The organism is Zooshikella ganghwensis DSM 15267 (assembly GCF_000428585.1).
Classification (GTDB): Bacteria; Pseudomonadota; Gammaproteobacteria; order Pseudomonadales; family Zooshikellaceae; genus Zooshikella; species Zooshikella ganghwensis.
Genome location: NZ_AUAF01000006.1, coordinates 17,987 through 40,516 on the forward strand (window position 1 = coordinate 17,987; position 22,530 = coordinate 40,516).

1 protein-coding gene (running past one end of the window) is annotated in these 22,530 nt (G+C 48.0%); it reads left to right on the top strand.

From position 1 onward, the window contains the following. Positions 1 to 22,530: the start of an Ig-like domain-containing protein gene (locus tag F607_RS0102525; protein WP_027706783.1), read on the top strand. The gene runs 22,545 nt beyond the window's last position; only the first 22,530 of its 45,075 coding nucleotides appear in the window; the start codon lies at positions 1 to 3; its stop codon lies off the right edge, out of view.

The window sequence follows — 22,530 nt, forward strand, 5'->3', positions numbered from 1 at the left end:
ATGCAGTATTTTAAAAAGGCTTCCTTTATTCCTTCATCTTTCAAGATCGTTATTTTATTAATGATCTATTTTTTTCTGTCAGCATCCGCTTATGGGGTTGATAGCGATATTCGCGTTGTGCATTCATTAACAGGGCGATCAGAGCAAGAATCTTTCAGTTATATGCTATCAATTTCAGACTGCCAGCAGGTATTAAAAGTGGTAGTGCCTGAATTAAGTAAGACTTATTTGCCTGATGAAATGACGTGGAATAGCCAAGGAAATTGTAGCTTACGTATTGACTTTGATAAATTGCAGTTGTTGCCTAGCGTTTCGTTGCAGCTGGCTGATGGATCTACGCAGCAAGTTCAAGAAACATTTAGTGTGGAAGCTCAAAAACCACAATTGACCTTACAGAAGGTCAGTGTTGCTGAAGAAGAAGGAAAAGGTTTCTTGCGAGTTGATTTAACGGCAAGTGATGATGTAGATATTCACTATATTGCGCTTAATGTCAAAGGTGTCCGTATTTCAGACCTTAGGCGCTACAGTGGAATTTTAAATCAAGCATTGGATAATGCATTTGCGGCCACAGCGACAACAAAAATACTTTACCCTTATCATGAACAGCAAACATCTTTTGTTTTGGAACTCCCACTCGCTGATATTTCGGTAGAAGAAGCCATCCAAAATGGCATGGTGATAATTGATGCTTATTGTGTCGATAGTTCTGGAAATCGCACTACCATTGCTGAAATGATGACATTGTCAGAAAGTACCGAAGAAGCCATTTTAAGTACTCATGTTATCCCTAAAGCAATGGTTTTTTCTAACTCACTACAGAACTTCCAAATTATTCCAATGGTGAATTATCAATACCGTGGAGAGGTGGCTTTGTCGGGGAGTGGTCGGGGTGTAAGTTACTCAACAAATGCACCTAACAAAGTATGGGTGAGTGAAGAAGGGGCTGTTTATCCCTTACAGGAAACGGCTGGTGAGACAGTTGAAATCAAGGTTGCCTTCCCCAACGGTGATACGCAATCTATTCCAGTCACAATTGATTTTAATAAGCGTGTTAGCCGCTTAGCCACTAATCAAATGGGTACCGTTGACCCCATAATGATTTCTAGGTTGAATCAGTTTCAACCATGGCAAGACTTATTTGTGGTATTTGATGATGGGACGGTGACGGCTTTACCCAATAACATTGCAGTAGACTATCAATTACAGGTAGAGGAAAAAACACGGCTTGAGCTGTCTACTGAGCAGGGACTATTAGCAAAACACAGTATTGATGAAAATGCCCCTGCACAATTACAGGTAACGGTACCCTCACTCAATAATTTATCGTTAGCAATACCCGTATCCGCAAAAGATGGTCCACCTCTTCTTAAACTTAAACCTGCTGGTAAATTAGTTGCTGAGCAGGCTTTTTCACTACAGGTTGATGCCGAAGATGATGTAGGTATTAATGAGGTTAACTATTATTTGAATAATCAATTAGTCGCGAGTACTTCTGCTGCACCTTTTCAGGTGTCCTTGCCTATTCCGGATCGGTTCGTAGGTCAGCAGGTTGAGATAAAAGCCATTGCTTATGATACGTTGGGCCAGTCGTCTATTGACCAGTTTACAGCACAAGTGGTCAGAGATGAGGCTGGTGTTTTTCCAGAAGTGCAATTTGAATTACCCATTGAAGGCAAGCGGGTAACAGAGGGCACATCATTAACGGCTCAATTAGCGATTGATTTAGGCATCATGGGCAAAGGTGAAACACGTTCATCTATCCAGTCGGTACGCTTTTTTATTGATGGTAAACCAACATTACCAATTACTTATCCGCAATTTACACTCAGAGATGGGCCTACGAAAGAAAAATATTTTTTTGAATTATGGCGTACTAATATCAACCTTGACCCCATTGGCACAGATGAAACAGCAATATCACTGTATGCAGAAATAACGAATACTCAACAAAAAAAGCAACAGCTCCCTGCAAAGTTAATTCGGGTTTTTAAAAATAAACCACCCATTGTGAAAATTGTGAGTCCTTTAACCGGGCGTGATGTCAGTGCGGGTGAAAAAATAACCATTAAGGTGGATGTATCTGATGATACTCTTTGGCTAGGAACGGCATTAAGGATTTCAGCCAATGGGAAAATGATTGAAGAGCAACAAATAATCGATATCACTCAACAGCAAAGCACAGCGTATAACTTAGGTAATACCCAACGGGAAATAAAACTCTCAGTACCTGCTGAAGCCATTGGCAGTTCTATTGAATTACAGGCAGAAGCTATTGATGTTCATGAGCAACGTGCACTGAGTTCGCCTGTTGTTATTTCTGTAAAAGCTGATACTAAACCTTCTGTTGCCTTAACTTATCCCGTTGAAGGAACTGTCATGACGGGAGATATTCCGGTTGAAATACGGGCTACGGCCACGGATGATTTAGGGGTGCAACGGGTAGCATTTTATGTAAATGAAGTATTACTCGGTACGGATACTCGGCCGCCTTTTAGTGTTATGTATACGCCACCTGTTTTAGAAAAAGAAACACCTGTTCAAGTAAAAGCCATGGTTTTTGATACGGCACAGCAACAGGCAGAAAGTAATGTGGTGAATGCTGTTATTGGCAAAGATGTTGAACCGCCGGTGGTTAATGTTGTATCTCCCTCAGAATACTCGGGTGATGGCCACTTAAAGGTCATTGAGCAGGAGCAGTTCGTTTTAAAATTAGCAGGCTATGATAATGTGGCTACTACCTCAATTTTGCTACAAGGATTACGCCATCAGCAAGGTCAAGGTTATCAATTAACGGGTGATGAAAATGATCAGGTAACATTTACTGGACAGGATATTAAAACTATTCCGGGTGCAGTCAATGCATATTCTTTAGCGTTGTTAGTGAATAGTCCTGCCACAGTGACTCAGGATACAGGTGACGTACTTTCGCTAAGAATTAATGTGAGTGACCAGCAGCAAAATACAGCAAAACTTACACAAACACTGTTGGTTTCGAAAGATAACCCACCCGCAATAACAGAATTCCAACCAGCAAATGTTCAACCGATGTTATTGAGCAAGCCTTATTTATTTACCTTGGTGGCTGAGGATGATATTAGTGTCAATAATCTGGTGGTGGAAGCAAGGCGGCCTAACACCAGTGATGTTGTATTCGCAAAAACCTTTGCTGGCGGGACAGATTTTCTAATTGATAAAAAGTTGATTAAGGATTTTGCATTGATATTGGCTGATCAACCCGCATTAGCCAGCTTGCCTGCAGTTGACTTGACGTTTTTTGTTGTTGATAACAAAGGTCAGCGCTCTCCAGCTCGGCAGCAAACACTTACCTTTTCACAAGATAATGAGCCACCTATAATTACACTTTTTGGGCCAGATGAAGGTAAAAACTATTATGCGGGTGAGAAAATTCAGTTAGATTTTTCTGCTCAAGATGCATCAAGTATTAAGCAAATTAATGTATTGCTGGATAGTCAATCCATTTACCAAAAAAACTATACGACAAATAGTATTAAAGAACGGCTACCTGTTACTGTACCTAATGGCCAACCCTCTTTTACATTAAGTATTTCAGGTAAGGATACTTATGATAATGAATCGGCCATTATTACCAAAACCTACACCATTATTCAGGATGAGAAACCTCAGGTTTCAATAAGAACGCCTGCCACTAACAGTGTTTTTATGGAAGGAGCATTGTTTGCGCTTAATGTGGCTGCCAGTGATGACCGTAAATTGCAGTCACTCACCGCCTACTGGCTTTTTTCTGACCAAACACAGCAGCCTATCCATAGTTTTAAATTATCAGATCAGGCGAGCAGTAATACGCAAGCTTCTAGCGTTCGCCAAGCACACTATCATCATCATGATGTACGGGTCCCCAAAGCGGTTGGCGGCAATGAGGCACAGCTTATCGTAGAAGCCAAAGACAGTAGCGGTCAAACACAGCAAGCTGCCGTCACGCTTCAACTGAAACATGATGCAGAGCCACCTGCGGTATCACTCACCAGTAACCAGTTTGATATTTTACCAGGGCAAGCGCTGACATTAACAGGGGTGGCCAGTGATAATCAGTTTATTGACCGCATAGTGCTGGCTATTAAAGATGCTAATGGCCAGTTATTAACACCTGGCATTTCCATTGGACGCAAAGACGAAGTAAAACAGGAGGTGGTACAGGATGTATTAACGCTTGGTACCTTTATGAAAGGGAGTCGTTTTTATTCAAATTTTGATTTGTTGGCTAACTTTTCCAATCAGGATTTTCTCACCTATGCCCGCCAGCCGCTCACGGGCACATTGACAGTAACGGATAAAGGGGGAAATAGTGCTGAGGAGTCATTGGTCATTCGGTTGCTCCCTGATAAAACACCACCACAGATATCGATTTTACGTCCAGAAAGCCAACAGTTTAGTAATGATGAGTTAGCGTTTTCTTATTCTGTTACGGATGATTTCTTGTTGGCTTCTGTTGTTTCTTATGTCGTTAAAGGGAATGACAAAGTCATTGTCCAGCAACAAGAAGGAATTAATGGTCCACATCATTCAGTGTCAGCACTCAGTAAACCACTGGCTGATTTTAACTTAGCGGTGAATGATCAGTTTGATGTATTAGTAGAGGCAAAAGATCAGTTTGGCAATACGGCATTACTATCACGTGCAGTAGAGGTAATAGCAGATCAGCCACCCAAGGTAGTTGTTACCAGTGAGCCTCAACAGATCCAGGGCAGTCGTATTGATTTGGCTATCCAGGTTGAGGATGATGCAGTCAGTCGAGAAGACCCTGTGTGGCTCTTTCCGCTTGCCACAACCTTAAGTGGTTTAAAGGTTGATGATTCATCATCGACGCAGGTTTCACGCCAGATCCAGCAACAGGTTAAGCAGCAGACAGTGACTTCACCCAGTCCACGGATGATTAATATGCCAGGCCTGACCTTGGCCTATCCAGAAGCCGGAAATTGGACAGGCCAAATTTGGGTTGGAGATCAATTGGTATTAAGTGTTAAGCAACAGCAAATGACGCTGTGGCCTGTGCCTTCACTTACATCTGACTCAGTGATTCGTTTTACAGATGGTCAACAGAATGCACTCCCCATTACAGCTGAGGTAACTCGGTATACAGACGATCTTTGCTTGGCTAAGCCCGATATCCTCACCAAGACCTTTGATGACGGGCAGTTAGCTTTAAAAGATTTGCAGGTAGCGGGTACCCATCGTTTGGAAATTAGCCTGCTTAACAACAATCCAGTACTGAATGGCTTGCTACGGCGCATGGTGATTCAGCTGGCGCAAAGTGATCAGTTGTTAGCGTCACTTATGGTAGCAGTCAGTGATCAGCAGCAAAATGAAGCGCTGTTGTATTTACCTAAGTTACTGTCTGCGCGGCAAGCTCAAACAGAGCTTAAACAGCAGGTGTTGACATCAGTAATGACTCAGGCAGATATGGCTATGGCCATGTTAGTCAGTGCCTCTGACCGGGCCACTCATACGCGTGATATGCAACAGCTAAACCCACTTTATCATTGGCAACTCAGGGGGGATACTTTGCCTCCTGAGCTGAGCTTATTATCCCCATCATCAGGCAGTCATGTCATCAGCCAGCAACAGCTCTTCTTAGAACTCAACTTGGCAGATAATTCCACGCAAATAAAAGCACTTCAGTTAATGAATAGTAAAGGACAGCTGTTACGTGCGTTTAGCCCTAAGGCAAGTCAAACCAGTGTTAAGCTGCCCTATACTGTGCCATCTGGTTTATTGACAGGCGATCTGGCACTGACTGCTCAACTTGTTGATTGGTCAGGAAATCAGCAACGTCAGGTGTTTTTATTCCCCATACAGCAAAACCAGCTACCCACCATTCAGCTGACAGGTTGGCATGATCAGGCTAGGGCGATTAAGGATTTGGAGCGATTGAGTTATGGCGAGTTTTGGGTCAGAAATGGTGGTCGCTTTACAGTCAATTGGCAGGGGGCTGACGATACCGGGGTCTCTAAAGTTACTCTGCGTCAGTTGTCAGCGGAAGGGGTTCCCATACAAACCCTGTTTGAGAAAAGCTATGGGGTATCCTGTCCTAATGCACCTAATCTGGTAGCTGATGAGCAGGTTAGTATTGATTTTAACGAAACGGCTCCCACACAGTACGAACTTATTATTGAAGATAATGCCCAGCAGCAAGCCCGCCAGCACTTTTTAGTCTACCCACAAGCTAATATCCAGCCACAAATAGCTATTCAATCCCCTGCTCAGGACCAGTTTATTGTAGCAGGCACCCAACAGCTCCTGGTGAAAGTGTTAGGGGTTGATGATCGAGGTATGAAAGGTTCTCCCAGCTTCCGCGTCAATGGTATGCCCGTCTTTCTCTCACAGCCTGATGTTAAAAGGGAGAAACTGGAAAAAGAAGAAATTAATGTCGTGTTGCAAGGGTTTTATGATCGATATGAGGCGCTCTATAACCCTCGTATCGCAGCAGAAGTCGCGATTAAAGAAAATATGGTTGAGCGCTACTATGTGCTGACGCTGCCTGAGCTATTGATGGATACCCAGCAACCCCTGACATTGCAAATGACCTGGGCTGATAATGAGTCGGCAGTGGCAACCTTAGAGCGGCGCATACAGGTTAAAGCGGATGATATTCCACCTGTTGCCGTATTTGTGGGACCTGCGGTTGAGGTGGGGGCAATAGAAGGTGCAGATATGACCCTGCTGTTACAGGGGTACGATAATGTACAAGTGAAGCAATTGGTGCTGGAAAAGCGTTATGGCATTAAGTTAAAGGATGGTAGTTATCAGTATGGTGATTACACGGTTATTCAACGCTATGAAAATACATCTCCAGTAGACTTCAATCCAGTTACCACCCTCAATATAGACTCTCCTTTATATCGGCATTTAGTGCATATTGATACCCAGTCTCGCATTCTTAGTTTGTTTCCGACGATAAGCCGTCAGCAAGTGGAGCGTATGGATGTTTGGTTCCGCTTGGAGGCATCCGATAAAAATCGTCAAGCTCACCGTGAAGTGGCGTTTCTCGTTAAACCGGATGAGCAGCCCATTGTCGATATCATGACACCCCAGCCAAACCAGAAGGTGGTGGAGTCTACAGCGTTAGAGGTGTTGGTAAATGCTCAAGATGATGTCGGGGTCGCTTATGTCAATTTATCAGCACGCTATGCTGATGGTAGCGAATATAGTTTTACCCAAAATGAGCCTCCGTATCGATTTCAAGTCCCTATGCCAACCTATCAGAACACGGGTTCAGCGGCTGACAATCAAGTAGAGCTTTGGGTGGAAGCAGTCGATACCTATGGGCATCGCTGTCCTTTAACAGACTTTAATCAACTACCAGCCTGTGAAAAGTTAACGGTTTACACTCAGACCGATCAGGCCCCCCTTATTACCCTGGTAAAACCTGATGCTGGGGCGGGTTTTATTGAAGGCCAGTCTGTTCTGGTACAGCTCAATGCGGCTGATGACGTCGGGGTGGATCGGGTTAACCTACAGGTTTCAGGGTTGGTTGGCGGTGACCAAGTACTGACTGATGTCGAGTTTCCCTATGAGTTTTTATTAACCTTACCCTATGGCCAGGCGGGCAAGCCGATTAGTTTAACGGCCAGTGTCACTGAAGTGCGCCAACAAAACCCACGGACGATTTATACCCCTGTACCACGTAAGCTGAATGTAGAGGGTGATCAGGTAGCGCCGGTTATTGCCGTCAAGGCACCCGCTCAGCAGGGGGCACAAATCTCTGAGCTACGAGTTCTGCCTTTTGCGGCGGAAATCTATGACAATGTGGCGGTTTCGCGCTTAGAAGCGCAGTTACGGGTCGATAAAAATCAGGATGGAGTGTTTGCTGATAACGAGGTGGTCCAACAACAGACTCAGGTTGCACCACCTTATGCGGGTAGTTTCAGTGTCCAGTCGCTGGCAACCTACTTAACTGGTCAGTCAAATGCAGGCAATGTGTCACAGCTGCCCTTGCAGGTAAAATTTATTGCTTATGATGGAGTAGGTAATACGGCTGAACAATCGGTAGCAGTTCAATTGGTCGCCAACCAGCCTCCGACGGTGACCAATATCCAGCTATTAGATAACCGGGGCTTTAATTTAGGTGAACAGTCTGAGATGGCCGAAGGCCGGCGGGTACGACTCAATGTTCTGGGACAAGATCCGGAGCAAGGGGTTGCCAGTGCTGCACTTTATTACAGCTTATTAGATGATGATGGCAATAACACTGAGCTTATCTTTTTAGGTGAAGATGTTGCTGCGCCTTTCCAGTTTGACTGGCAGATTCCAAAAGGCAGGGTCGGCCAACGCATTCGATTTGTTGCCAATGTTAAAGATGTGGATGGTTTTGCCTCTACAGACTTTGCCCGGCCGTCCACTTTGACTATTACGGCAGATGCTCCACCTGTGGCTAAAATTGTCAAACCCACTAATGCGAGTAGCGCGTTGATTGCGGGTACGGCGCTGGAAGTGGTGGTGGAAGCGTTTGATGATTTGGGTGTCGATGGCATTAACTATGTGGTGTTTTATGTTAATGGCAAGCCCATACGAACCGTTACCAGTAGTCTAGGCGCGCTGACAGGTTCATTAGCACAAAATCATCTTTATCAGGCCTTTTTGCCTGCACCAGAAGGTGTGGATGGCTTTTTGATACAAGCGCTGGCCTATGATCAGCAGGGCCAGGTGGGTCAAAGCCAAGTACTGCAAGTGGGGCAAGTCAGAGATACGGTTCCACCGAAAATCAGCATACTCTCACCCATTGACCGGGATATTTTGACAGCAGAACAACCACTGAAAGCAGTGGTTGCCGTCGATGATATTGGTGCCCCCATTGAGCGGGTAACAATGAGCTGGCAGCGTGAATATGAATCTGTGGGTGGTTGGCAAGTGTTAGCCAGTGATGAGTTGGAATTGAAGCAGACCACCAGTAATGACCCCGCTATCCCGGTAAGTGATCCGGAAAACCATCGCTATATTTATTGGGCAGAATATAGCAGTGGCATGATTTTATCTCGGGCTCGTGAACGTAATGAACGGGTCCGGGTGGTGACAAAGGTGGTGACACCTGCCCATACCGTAGAAGAAACAGCTTACTATGAAGTCGGCTGGCCGATCAGTCAGCGGCGCTATATGGCTCCCGCAGAAGGGCATACTGCTGAAGCGCGTGGGGTGTATTACACCGCCGTTGATCAGTTTAAATCTATTCGCCAGTCATCGACTTCAGATAGCCTACAGGGAGCGATGGTGGGCGCTTGGTCCACCCATGACCCGATGCGTTATGAGCAAGGTTTAGGTCATATTGAGGGTACCAGCCAAAGTAAAACACCACCACGTACGGGGATATTTATTCTGGATGCAGTGGATGAAAAAGCTGGGGATGCACAGGGTAATTTTTACGTTTACTCATCGCTACTCAACAGTGCTGCAGAAATATTTACTGGGACCATCACTGAGATTACTACTGCTTCTGATCTGGTATTAGCGGCTAAAATTGCCTCACAGCAGGATAATGTTAATGTTGAGGCGTTCAGCCAGAATGAACATACCTTTGTCACCACTTTAGCGCAGGAAATTGAGCAAGACTGGGGTGGCTCAGCAGACCAGGCCACAGGGCGTATTGATCTGACCAATACGCAAGCGGAGTTATTATTATTTGCTCATCGTAATGGTGATGGGCAGTTTGGTTTAGCTTATCAGCTCACTGGGCGAATACAGCTCCCTTACGAAGATGTTTATGGCGTTGCCCGTAAAGATCACTTGGCGCTGGTAGCCAATGGCTATGGTGGGGTGCAGGTATTTGACATTAGTAACCCGACAGCTCCTTACAAAATAGGGTTTATTAAGCCCAATGGTTATGCCAGAGATGTGGTGGTTCACCAACATTATGCGTTTATTGCCGCTTCTCACGAGGGTATTGTGGTCGCTGACCTGGCGGACCCAGCACTACCGATAGTGGCACAGCTGGATACCTTGGGTATTGCCAACCGGTTGACCTTGCAAGGTGACAGGCTGTATGTGACTGACATGGCAGGGGATGGCGGCGCATCCCAGCTCAACATCATCAACATTAACAATCCCTTCCAGCCGCAACTGGTCAAAGTGGTTGAGCTACAACCTAACCGGCCTGACCTGGTCGCAGATGGTATGTACGATGTGCATGTGTCAGGGCATTTAGCCTATGTCACCATGCATTACTCTGACCAGGAAGATAAGCCTGCCCAAGCTCTGGTAGAAATGATCGATTTGAGCAAAGTCGATGACCCGACCATTGATGCCACAATTCCAGTGTTAACCAAGGCTAAGGCGACATTAGATGATTATGCCTCTCGAGGCATTACCCTTGCCCGCGGTGGCTTGCAGGTCGCAACGGGTAAAGGTGGGATTGCACGGGTTGAAATGCCAGAGCTGTCTATCCTGCAGCATACTCCTGTGCTGAATCAATATGATGTGGGGCAGCAGTTACCGGCGATCGAAGTGATGTTCTCAGCACCGCTTGCGGCTGAGCAGGCAGAGGCTGTTCGCCCATCGATTCAAATCAAGGTAGGAGATCCTATTGTCGGTGAGTTGATTACGGATCAGTTTGAGCTGGCCTACAAACCAACAACCGGTAATGAAGTGAGTCGTCAGACGCTTCTGGTTAAGCGCAAGCAGGGCTTCAATCTGGCACCTAATCAGCAGTATTTTGTAACGTTGACGGCTGGGTTGGAGCCACTAGCCGGTTATCCGCTCAGTGAAGACTATCAATTTGGCTTTACCACACAGCGCTTTCTCAATGCTGCAACACCTGAAATCCAGCGCATTTGTGCGCAGTCAGCCGCTAACACACCCGTTGATAGCTGTGTCAGTGCTGGTGATATCAGTGGTGGTACACCAATTCGTATTACTGGTAAGCACTTTGGTGATAAGCCCAAGCTAGTAGTAGGTGGACAGCCACTAGTGGTCAGTCGAGTTGAGCATGATGATCTCACAGGGGTGGATACCCTTTATGCAACAACAGTCCCCAACTATGCGGGGCCTGCTGCCGTCAAAGTGACTAATGCATATGAGTTATCCGATGTGTTGTTAGGAGGCTTTACGTATGTTGATCAGTTGGAAATATCTTTCTTGACCCCAGCGGTGGTGAATACCAGTCAGCGGGGTGAAAACGATCAGGTGGCCATTGTCGGTTATGGTTTTCATAGCAGGATTAAGGTCACTGCCTATAAATCAGGGCAGCCTGCAACAGCACAGATTTTTACGCCAGGTGCTGGCACCTTACAGCTGCAAAGCGCAGAGCGCATGCAGTGGACCGTACCTGATTTTGGCGATGAAAATTATCGTGGTTTTGTTGATATTGAAGTGGAGGATGAGCTAGGGCGCCGCTTTGTCCGGCGAAATGCTTTATTTTACGGCAAGTTGACAGTTGATCGCCGACTGATCAGCTCAGCACCTTTAGCAGCCAACAAAATCCAAGAACTATTAGCCGATCTGGCTGAAGGTAAGCCTACAGACTTTTTGCAGGATGCAGGTCGTTTACCACCTGGGCAAATTGTTGACCTGCAGTTTGATTCAAGCCAACCCCTGCTTTATGTATTAGGTGCAGGTATTACAGATGGTGTAGCCCCTGACCATGTTTATGATCGGCAACAGTTTGAGCATTATTTTGCACCAGGCTGGATATCACTGGTTCATTATGAGCCTGGCCGCTTGGCTGAAGCAGCGACTGTGCATGGTTTAGGGTATTACAACTTGCCTCAGGATCTGGTGCCTCAGGGAATGCTGGTTCATGGTCAGCAGTTGTATATCTCAGCAAAAGGGTATCACTTTAAGCATATTCAAACCGAGTTTAATAATCGGACCGCGCTACTGGTTTATCCAGCCAATACCACTGTATTTGATACTTCAAGCTCTGGTACTGGCAACAGTAGTGTATTAGCGCCCAGTACCGAGCGAACCCTGCGTTATGCCTTACCGTTACCCCTTACCGCTACTCCCAGCAAAATGGTCGCTAAAGATGGGTTACTCTTTATTGCGGCGGATAAGCAAGGGGTTGCGGTAGTCAATATCAATCAGCCAGAGCGGCCAGTGGTAATTCGCCAGATTGAATCGGCTTTGATTCAAGGGCGAACGGTGCCATTAACCGTAGTGGATATTGCCATCGTGGAGCACTATCTGCATGTTACGACTGATCGTTATCGGGTGATTTATGATATTCGCCAGCCATCACTGGCACAGGTGGGGGTGAGTGAGCTGAATGGTTTAACGGCAACGACACCCACTAACCCATTACTTGCCACCAGCCGTAATATTACTTTGCTGGATGCCAGCCAGGCAGCCTATCCACAAGTGAAAGGGCAGTATCAGTCGTTTAACTTTACCGTACCCGGTACCATCAAAGCGCAAAAAATGCAGGCTGCCAGTGTTGCTGCCGCCTCATTTCAAGGGCTGCTTGGTAGTGAGTGTAAGGGGTATGCTACCTACTTAGCCCTTTATGATATTGCGCGGCCAGCACAAATCAGCTTATTGGATGCCTTGGCAGTACCTACCAGTCGTTGTGTGGGTGAACTCCATGTGCCCTTCTGGTTCTGGCATCAAACCCCTATGGATTATGCGCCTAACGGCGTGATTGCGTTGGCAACCCCATTAGGCAAGAACCAGTCACAGCTGTATTTTGTGGATCCTGTGCTATTGGATATTGCTCAGACCTCACCTGTAGCCAATGAGCGTTACGTACGACGTGATATCCAGCCGGTTATTACATTAACTCGGCCAGTTAACCTGACGGTTGAGCAGCTGACATCACAAATTGAGTTTGTGGCAATCAACGGGGACGCATCAGGTACCGCAACGCCCACTGCTGTCCCCTTTACTTTGGGTTTAAATGAGCAGCGTAACCAAATTACCTTACAACCTAGTTCCACCCTGGCTGCGAATCAGGCCTATCAGCTGCGTTTACAGAGCAGCGCTGATCGACGCAGTGATACTCTACCTGTTTTCACAATGGACTTTACCACAGGGGCTTTGTCTGCAGCGCCACTGGTGATTCATCAAGTAACTCCGAGTGCGCTGACCATCGAAGGCGGGGAAGTCACCGTTGAGTTGGATAATGTCAGCGGTAATCTGAGCCTACAGTTGTCGGGTATGCCATTGGAGACCCTAAGCCAAACTGACTTGGGCAATGGGCGTACGCGCTATCAAGTGCGGGCCCCTCGGCAGCTGGCAGGGCCTGCCACTCTGGAAGCAAGTACTGACCAAGGAGGTTATGCCCAGTTTGTTGGGGCAGTACAGTACCTTGATCCGTTGCTGCTGAGTACCGTCACACCTAGCCAAGGACCACTGACCGGGGGAACACGGGTGCGTATCTTAGGCCAAGGGTTTAGAGGTGATGCCGGAGGCATGGCCATTAAAGTGGGCAATCAGTCGTTGTCTGCGGATGTTATTAAAGTGCTGGACAGTAATACCCTGGAAATTATTACCCCGCCAGGTCCCTTAGGCACTGTTGATATTCAGGTTGCTCAAGCAGATGGTTCAGCAGGTGTGCTGAGTAGCGCTTTTACCTATCAACAAACTGTTCAGTCGAATATTGCTGGAGGCGAAAAACAACGTATTTTGGCATTAGCCCTTGACCCGACTGAAAATTATTTATTTGCCTCGACAGGCAGTGAAATTCTGATTTTAGATGCTCAGGCCAGTCGCTATACCAGCCGTGCTGAAAACCCACTTAACCCAGATGATTTGCTAAATCGGGTGGACCTAAATAAAGACGGCATTGATGACCGTATTCTCGCCAAAATAGCGTTACCAAAGGGATTGGTGGCACTGGATGTTGAGCCTTACTTTGAACAGGGGGTGGATCGTTTATTTGTCACAGCAGTACGTTTGCAAGATGGTCAACCGAGTCAACCCGAGTTAATGGTGTTGGCCGTTGATGCGCTGAATTTAGCCAATACCACGGTTATTAAGCGCCTGCCGTTGCCAGGTGAGGTGGCACAGGGGTTAACCGTAAAAAATTATAAATCCTTAGTGGCAATGGGGCGTGCTGGTGTGGGCTTGGTGGATAGCTTTTATCAGCAAAAGCTCTACTTGGTTGACCAGCAGCTGATGCCACAACAAACTCCAGTACTGGATGTAGCTCAGGCTCTGGAGGTAGAGCGTATACCTGGGCAGTCAGTCTATGTTGCGGTTGGGGGAGATTATGATTATCAGTCTTTCAAACTTAATGAGGGAGCAGGTGGCTTGTTTATTGTTGAACAGCAAGCTGCATCATCTGCCAGCGATCGAACTGAGTCAGCCTCCGGATTAGTTGTCTTGAGCCAGTTACCTGTGGCTGCGAATCGGGTCAAGGTCAAAGGTCACTTTGCCTATTTAGCGGCAGGTGCTGAAGGGCTGGTGATTGTGGATATCAGTAATCCATTACAGCCAGTGATTGTCAGGCGCTTGAGTGAAGTCGGTTTTGTTCACGATGTAGATATCAATGGCCATCTGGTTTACCTGGCGCTGGGTAAACAAGGGATGGTACAGGTGGATATTGCGGACCCGACACAGCCCGTTATTGTGGCAAGCTTAAATGCTTATCAGGGTAATAACTTAACGCAAGTGGTGGCGGGTAGTGCAACGGCTTTGGGTGCAGGCCAGTCAGGCAATGCCCAGTGGGTAGCTCAGGTGGTGCCTGATGCATCCCTTAAAATCTATGATATTGACCCGCAGCAGCAGCTCAGTGCTTTACCCTCAGGAGCTCTAGAGATCATACTTCGCTTTAATAAAGTGGTGGATGGGTTAGACAGCAATAAGGGCTTATTTAGCCTGAACGATGCTACTGGGCAGCCATTACCTGCTAAGGTATCCCTACAGCATAATGATGTGCTGCTGACCTTAGCCGCTGAGCATGTTAAAGCCCTGCAGGATCAGCAGCCATTACAGCTTGCAGTAAAAGCAGGGGTGGCCAGTACCATCGCTAATACTAGTCAGGTACTTTACCGTCTGGCGCAGGATGTTTATTACACACTCTATTTTAATAGTGGCAAAGACCCTGCGTTTAGTTTGGTTAATATCACACCCCACCATGTGTCAACAGCACAGTCGACCGAGGTCAGTGTAGCCGTCAGTGTTGCCGCAGCACATGCATCCCAGCTGAAGTTTTATGTGGGCGGCGTCAGTGTTCAGCCTCAGGCGATTGAGCCAGACCAGCAGAACGAGAGCATCTGGCTAGCAAAACTAACCATTCCACCGTTATCGATACCCGGTCTTTATGATTTATCTGCTGCCTTGGGAACGCAACAGCAACGGCTGCAAGGAGCCATTACGGCATCAGCACCACTTAGTTTTACCAGCATCAATCCTGGCTGGGGGCCTGCAGCGGGTAGGCAAACGGTCACAGTGCTGGGGCAAGGCTTCGAGCCAGGCACCACAGTCAGTGAAGGTTTGCAGATTTGGATTGGTGATACGGCGGTCAGCCAGGTTGAGGTGCTTTCCAGTCGAGAGCTGAAGCTGGTAACACCGAAAGGGTTACCCGGTAAACATACGGTCAGTGGGCGCGATCGTTTTGGGCATCAAGCGTTACTGGAAGGAGAACGGGGCTATGGCTATGGCTTACAACAACAGGTGGTACTGAACACCGGTAATGTGCATCCAACGATGCTGAACGTGTTGCCAGCATCGGGCATTGTTTTAACCAATGGGGGCTATTTACAGCAGGGCTATACCCTGGTGCCTGTTGAGCGTACTGCCTTTCCGGATAACTATCGGGCTGCTGCGTTTGCAGTGCAAGACCCGCTACATCCGTTATTAGTAGGGGGGGCACCTGCATTAACGGGGGATACCCAGCAACTGGTGAAGCTGGGGCAAATACTATCGTTGAAGCAAAAACAGGCGGCAGCTTCATTAATGCAAGGCACGTCATTGCAGTTATCCAGTGCCGAGCAGCAACTGCTCAGTCAGGAAGGTCGTTATGCGTTAACCATTGGTTTGGATTCCAGCCGGATTTATCCCGTCACCGAATGGGAAAATAGTATTGCCCGGCAGCGGCTTTATGTCGCCAGTGGTGTGGGAGGGATCAGCCGGTTAAATCTGGATGATCAGAATGCAATGCAATGGCTAGGTGATACCGATATCAATGGCCTGACCACGGATATCATTAAGCAGGGTAACAGTGTCTTTGCGTTGACAGCTCAGCCAGATCCTCCAGACGGTATCAAAGCACCTCAGAATTGTAGTTTTGTGGGCATTCCTGCTGAACCTGATGCCTTGATTCCAGTTAACTATCAGGTGGCCACGGATCCACTGCAGGTAACGGATAATGCCTTAGCCAGTGTCCAGGCTAATGCCCAGCTAAAAGGGCAAAGGGGGCGCTATCATAAAGGCTGGTTGTATTCAGGAGGAATACCCGCTGCGGTGCTATGGGGCAATTGTCCTTCCTGGTCAGGTGAAACGTTGCGAGCGCCTGAAAGTGGCAGCCAAACCAGCCAAATAATGGCGGTAAACCTGTTTGATCCTGCATTACAGGCGAACTATGACTTTCAGGGTAATGTACTGGACTTTGTCTTTTACCAGGCCGCTGTTCAGCCTGACTCTCAAGAACCTATGGCTGCAACCTATCTCATTGCGGCGTTAGGTACACAAGGCGTTGAGCTGGTACCACTGCATGCGGCTGAGCAGCGCGTGCGGATTGGTTTAGATGAGCTTAGTCCGTCAGGTAAGTATGCTGCCCGTACCCTGCGTATTCAGGGTAATACCCTGTGGGTCGCTACTGAGCAGGGTCTTGTCATGATTGATATGACTGACCCAGAGTCTCCCAAGGTGATTTCAGCGGGTAATGATGAGCCGGTGTGGGATATGGCCATTCATAATGATCGGGTGATTGGTGTGGCCGATGAGGGGCTACGCCAGTTTGAACTACCTGGTGCACTGGTGATGGGGGTTCAGGTAGGAGGAGAGCAAACGGGTAGCCAGACTAATGATCAAGCACCGTTCATTACAGCAGGAGATAAGGTTTCTCCCGGGGATCAGCAGTTAATTACTGTACAGTTTAATGAGCTGGTCAGCACTGAAAGTATCCAGCAACCAGGTGCTTTGGTGCTGCAACGTCGAGTACCCGAAGGTTTGCAAAATGTACCGATCACCTTTGAGGCTGCGCCTGATGCACCTGCCAGCACAGCGGTTCAGTTTAAAGTGAGCCTTGAACCCAACGCTGTTTATGAGCTGGCCGTCAATCAAGCCAATACGGTGCGAGGCCGTGACTTATGGTTACCCTTTAAACAGTCACTGCAGACAGCGGCCCAGTCGTTTAAACCTTTCTCAATTCATAATGTCAGTCAGGGACGGGTTCGTTATGGTAATCAAGAAGTTCCGGTTGTTATCCATGGGCGTGGCTTTAGTGCAGACATGCAGGCTCAGCTAAACCAGTATCCGCTTGCCCTGTCATTTATTGATGAGAATACGCTGCATATTCCTGCTCACACCTTAGACATGCTCCCCCTCAGTTCTGGGCAATATCACTTACGGTTAAGTCATGCCGGGTATCAGCAGGATTGGCTGGGTGCGGTGATTATCAGTGATGCGACGCCGTTGACGGCAGCCAAGTTTTGGCTAGCCCCGGATAATACCGATCAAGAAGGTGGGCAGCGTATTAATGTAACGGTTGATAAACCCGTACTCCAGCCCGGTACCACGGTCCTGCTAAAAGCACGTAACAGTGATCAGGAAATCTACAGTGGGCAAGCGTTAACAAGTGAAGCTGCAGGTGCGGAGGCGATTCAATTACAGGATGACGTACAAAGTCAGCAGGCCTTTAGCTTTTTGGCCCCCACCGTATTAGCCGCTGACCTGTATGAGGTTTGGTTACGCATCCCCACCGGCAACAGTCAGCAAGAGGTCTATGTTGGTGATATGTCATATACCTTACCTGGTGGTTTAGCCATCAGCTTGCCGAACTATCCACCGATGACCATAGGGGCTGTCACCCGCTGGGATAATTATCTTGCCGTGGGGGTTAAGTCAGGTCAGTCACGCTCTGCCAGTAATCGATTTTTGATGAATGCTGGTTTAGAGCTTTATGACATTAGTTTGTGGGACCGCCCTGTGCGCTTGTCACAGCTGCCTATGACAGACCCAGTGACTGGCATTGAACGCTGGGATGACACCTTATTTTTAGCCAATGGGCAAGGTGGAGTCCAGGTAGTGGATATTCAAGATAAGGCATCACCTTTGCTGGTGGCGAATGTAGCAACCCCAGGTTATGCCGCCATGGATATTGCGCTGTCTGCACCTACGGCTGAACAAACACGCGTTCTCGCTCTGGTGGCGGCGAATGATTTAGGTGAGGGGTATTTACGGTTCTTTAGTCTGGAGCGAGAAGGGCTAACCCAGGCTGCGGCGCTACCTACCTTAACCTTCAGTAATGATGCCCAGCAGCAAGCTGGGAGTGGTGAACAGCGCCTACTTGGTATGCCTGTGGATGTGGCATGGCAGGATGGTCAGCTTTATGTGCTGACTGTGCATCAAGGCAAGCTGTCATTAGTGATCTTTGATCAACTCCAGCCTACCGTGAATTATCAGGTGGTGGCTGTGCCAAGGGCGAATGTCGGAGGGGATTTGGCCAGTGCTAAATATGCTGCAGCGCTGCAAGTTTCGCCCTCTCAAGTGACTGTGGCAACCACAGATACATCGTTGATTTTGGCGAAGCAGGATGATCAATGGTCACTGCGGTATTGGCAGCAAAATCCTCAGCAGCAGGTTGAGCTTGCAAGTACCGGAGGGCAGGTGTTGCAAGCTGAACAGGGAGGGTTACGAGTCACGCAGAGTCCGGTTTTTGCCTTGGCCTCAGTCATGCCAGCGAAAGACAGTGTGCTGCATCCTGGAGCCACTATTACCCTATGGTTTAACCAGTTGATCAATACCGAGTCCAGTGTCATTGGTAGTAGTGTGAGCCTGTTGCAGGCCAATGGCAGCTCACTGAGTAGCAACAATTATCGCATTGAAGCCAGTAACACACTAGAGGGCGGGCAGGTCATCATTACGCTGGCAGATACCTTGAGTTACAGTGGCGTGCTCCGGTTGCAGGTGTCATCAACACTGGTGGATTTACAAGGCCGAAGTTTGGCGAGTGTTATTGATCAAGCTTATGTTATGAATGATCAGCACCAACCTGCCATTACTGAGGTGAAGCGCCTGGTTGCCGGAAAACAGCAGCGTCATTACTTCCATGCTGATGGTTCGGAGCAAGCGATTATCAAGGGGAAATACTTTGGTACAGATACAGCCAACCTCCACATCAAACTGGGCAGTCAAATACTCAATCCAGCTGACATTGTTGATGTGACGGATAGTCAGCTGACGATTAATGTTCCCGCACTGGCCATGGCTGATGCCAGTCAGTCAATCCCCTTAACCATTAAACGCCTGGATACCCTCACTCAAGCGACACGCTATGGTGCTCTGGTCATTTTACCGAAGCAGCAGATTGTTGATTTCAGACCTAGAACTGGTCCCCCACAAGGTGGTAATTGGGTTGATATTTATGGGTTGGGCTTCAGCCATCAAACCCAGGTACGTTTTGCGGAAGCGGTAGCGGGGGATCTACAGGTATTAAGTAGTCGCCACTTGCGAGTAAGGGCACCTGCGGGCAGCTTCGGTGATGTGATCCTGCAAGCCCAAAATACGCTGTTCCCTGGTGAACAGGCCCAAAGCACCGATGCTTACTTTTATACAGGGACTGGTACCGGAAGCACTGAGCTTGCCAGTGATCGTGCTAGCCCAGTAGCAAAAGTATTAGCCAGAGAGCAGATTCTCTATGCCGTTACTGGCGGTGGTATGGATGTGGTTAACCCGCAAGGTGAAGTGGTGAAACGGCTGACCAGTAATGTCGCACGACTGTCTGTCTTTGACCTGTCTGATCCGGTCAGGCCTGCATTGATTGAAAAAAATATTGCGGATCAGACACTACCCTATCATTTTGCTGTGCCCCAAGGCCTAACCCCCAATGGATTTACGGCAATAAGGCAGGTAGCCGATAGCCTGTATCTGGTTGGTGGGCAGCAGCTGTTTTATTTTGATGTCAGTTTACCGGCTGAACCACAGTTGATTACTCAGTTCTCGCTGAGGGGGAGAGCTTCAGACCTGGTCGCATCAGGAAACACCCTGTATGTTGCTACTCAGGTGGGGTTACAGGTATTGCAAATCGATAGTCACCAACAACTGACTGAGCTGGCATTTATTGAAGCGCAAAATCTGGGTGGACAGCCTGGTTTACTCTTTTTTACCCCTGAACAGCTTTGGCTCACTTTGCCGGCAACCCAACAAGTCAAAGCACTGGCGTTGAGCACTGGGGCCTACCAGCAACAGCAGGTACTGGATTGCCAGGATATGGCCGGTAATAAGTTCACCCCGCATGGCATCATGGTGACGGAAGACTTGCTGTGGCTAGCCAGTGGGCGTAATGCTTCAGTCGTTGCCTATTTGCCACAGCAAGGTGAGCGTTACGTGCCAGTGGCTTCATTGAATTTGAAACAGCTTGAAAAAGGTGAGCTGTTAGCCAGTGAGTTGAGGCTACAAGGGCAGTACCTATATGTGGTGGCAGGCCAAGGGGATATTCAGGTGTTTAATGTGGCTGACTGGTTAGCCAGTCGCTTTAGTCAGCGACCTGAACTGATACAAGCCTATGGCATCACCGGTAATGTCACCAGCTTGGCTGTCACAGCTAAAGCTTTGTATGCAGGTACAGCGCTGCTTTATGAAGATGGTGAAGCAAGGGAAAATCCTGTCAGTAATGAAGTGATTCCTCGTATAAATCATATGGGGGGAGGTATTAATACGATTTTGCCCTCACAGTTGATGGTTATTGATCAACAGCCTGCAGCACGCCAACTCTTAGCGGTGGAGGGTACTGTTGCGGTGCAATTTAACCGAATACTTGATGCCACACAGGTGAGTAACGCTGATGAGCAGCTCTTCAGTTTAACCGTCGCAGGGGAAACTACTCCTGTAGCAGGCTATATATCTCAACGGGTCAATAACCAGGGTTCACAGTTAATTTTTACCCCAGCCCAGCCTTTATTGGCGAATAAGCGTTATCAAGTAAGCGTGGCATCTGCCTGGCAGGATATTCAGGGGCAGACGCTGGGCCAGCCTTATGCATTTGCAGTGACCACCACTGATGCTGCACAGCCAGTACTGCGGTCAGTGGATCAGGCACTTGGCAGTTGGCGAGGGGGGCAAGCATTAACTTTGTCTGGGGAAGGGTTTGGCCTGGATACTCAGGTCTGGATCGGGGACTTACTATTGTCCCCTGAACAGGTTATTGAGCGCTCTCCCAATAAGCTGGTGATTCAGCTGCCCAGTTATGCTCTGGCGAAAGCACAGAATCGGGCTGTCAATATCAAAGTCACCAATGGCCCACTGGCCTCGACCTTAACGGCGGCCTACACGTTTATCGCTGACCCTCAGATTGAAGCGATTGGTGCTTGGGTCAATGGTCAACTGCAGCCAAACCAGAAGACATTTGTCTTTAACAGTGGTCAAGCATTCGCCATTCAGGGAAAAGGACTATCCGCTGAGACCCAAGTAAGCATCAACGGCGTCCGTGTTGCCCAGGTCAAACTGGTCAGTAGTAATCTATTAGAGTTAGCCATTCCTGCAAATGTGTTGGGACCACTGCAGGTAGCCGTGAGCAATGATGGCTTTAAGCAAGACGTGCAACGGGATATATCACTGCAGGTCCGCTTACAAGGACAGAAGCAGCTCCTGGCGGTTAACCAGGTGGCACGCTGGCAGGATTTGCTGGTGACTGCGCGGGGTACAACCCTGAGCTTGTATAGCACGGCAGGTAGTGCCGTTCCGGTTTTACTGGCAGAACTTTCACTGCCTGAGCATCCTGCAGCCATCACCCTTAATGACAATACGTTGGGGGTGATTCTGCAAACGAGTCAAGACGTTCTGCTGTATGAGCTGACCAATGTGTATCAGCCCAGCCTGCTCAACCGGTTAGTTCATGTGGCAAGCAGTAATACAACCGCTCAAGCTAACACAGCAGCTACATCCAATAGTTTCTTGGTACGTGGGGTTAATGTGTTGCGTCAGCAAGGGGATATCCTGCAGCTAACAACACTGAATGGCCGTGACTGGTTGTCTTTGAATTTGCGGGATCAAGGCGAGGACCTGCCAATATTAGGCCTTGCTGCTACAGATTACTATTTAGTTGTTGTTAAAGCCGGGTGGCTGGAGTTACGGCAACTGAGTCAGCCAGAAACCCTTGTTGTGGCGCAGCCTATTGCCGCGCAAACATTGCAGCAACTGTTAATCAATAAACATCGAGTAGGACTCGTCAGTGGAAATACGCTGTATGTCTATGATACTGCCTCGTTGATCACAGGGCTGGCTGAGCCACTGCTAGGTGCAGCCTCAATACCTGATGCGACTGATAACGATCACTATGCTTGGAGCGGAGAGTTGCTGGTGCAGTCTCAGCAGGCACATATTCGCTTTTACGATATTAGCGTTGATAGGGCGGTGACTGATTCGCAAAGGTTGCAGCTTGTTACCATGACCAGCCCTATGGCC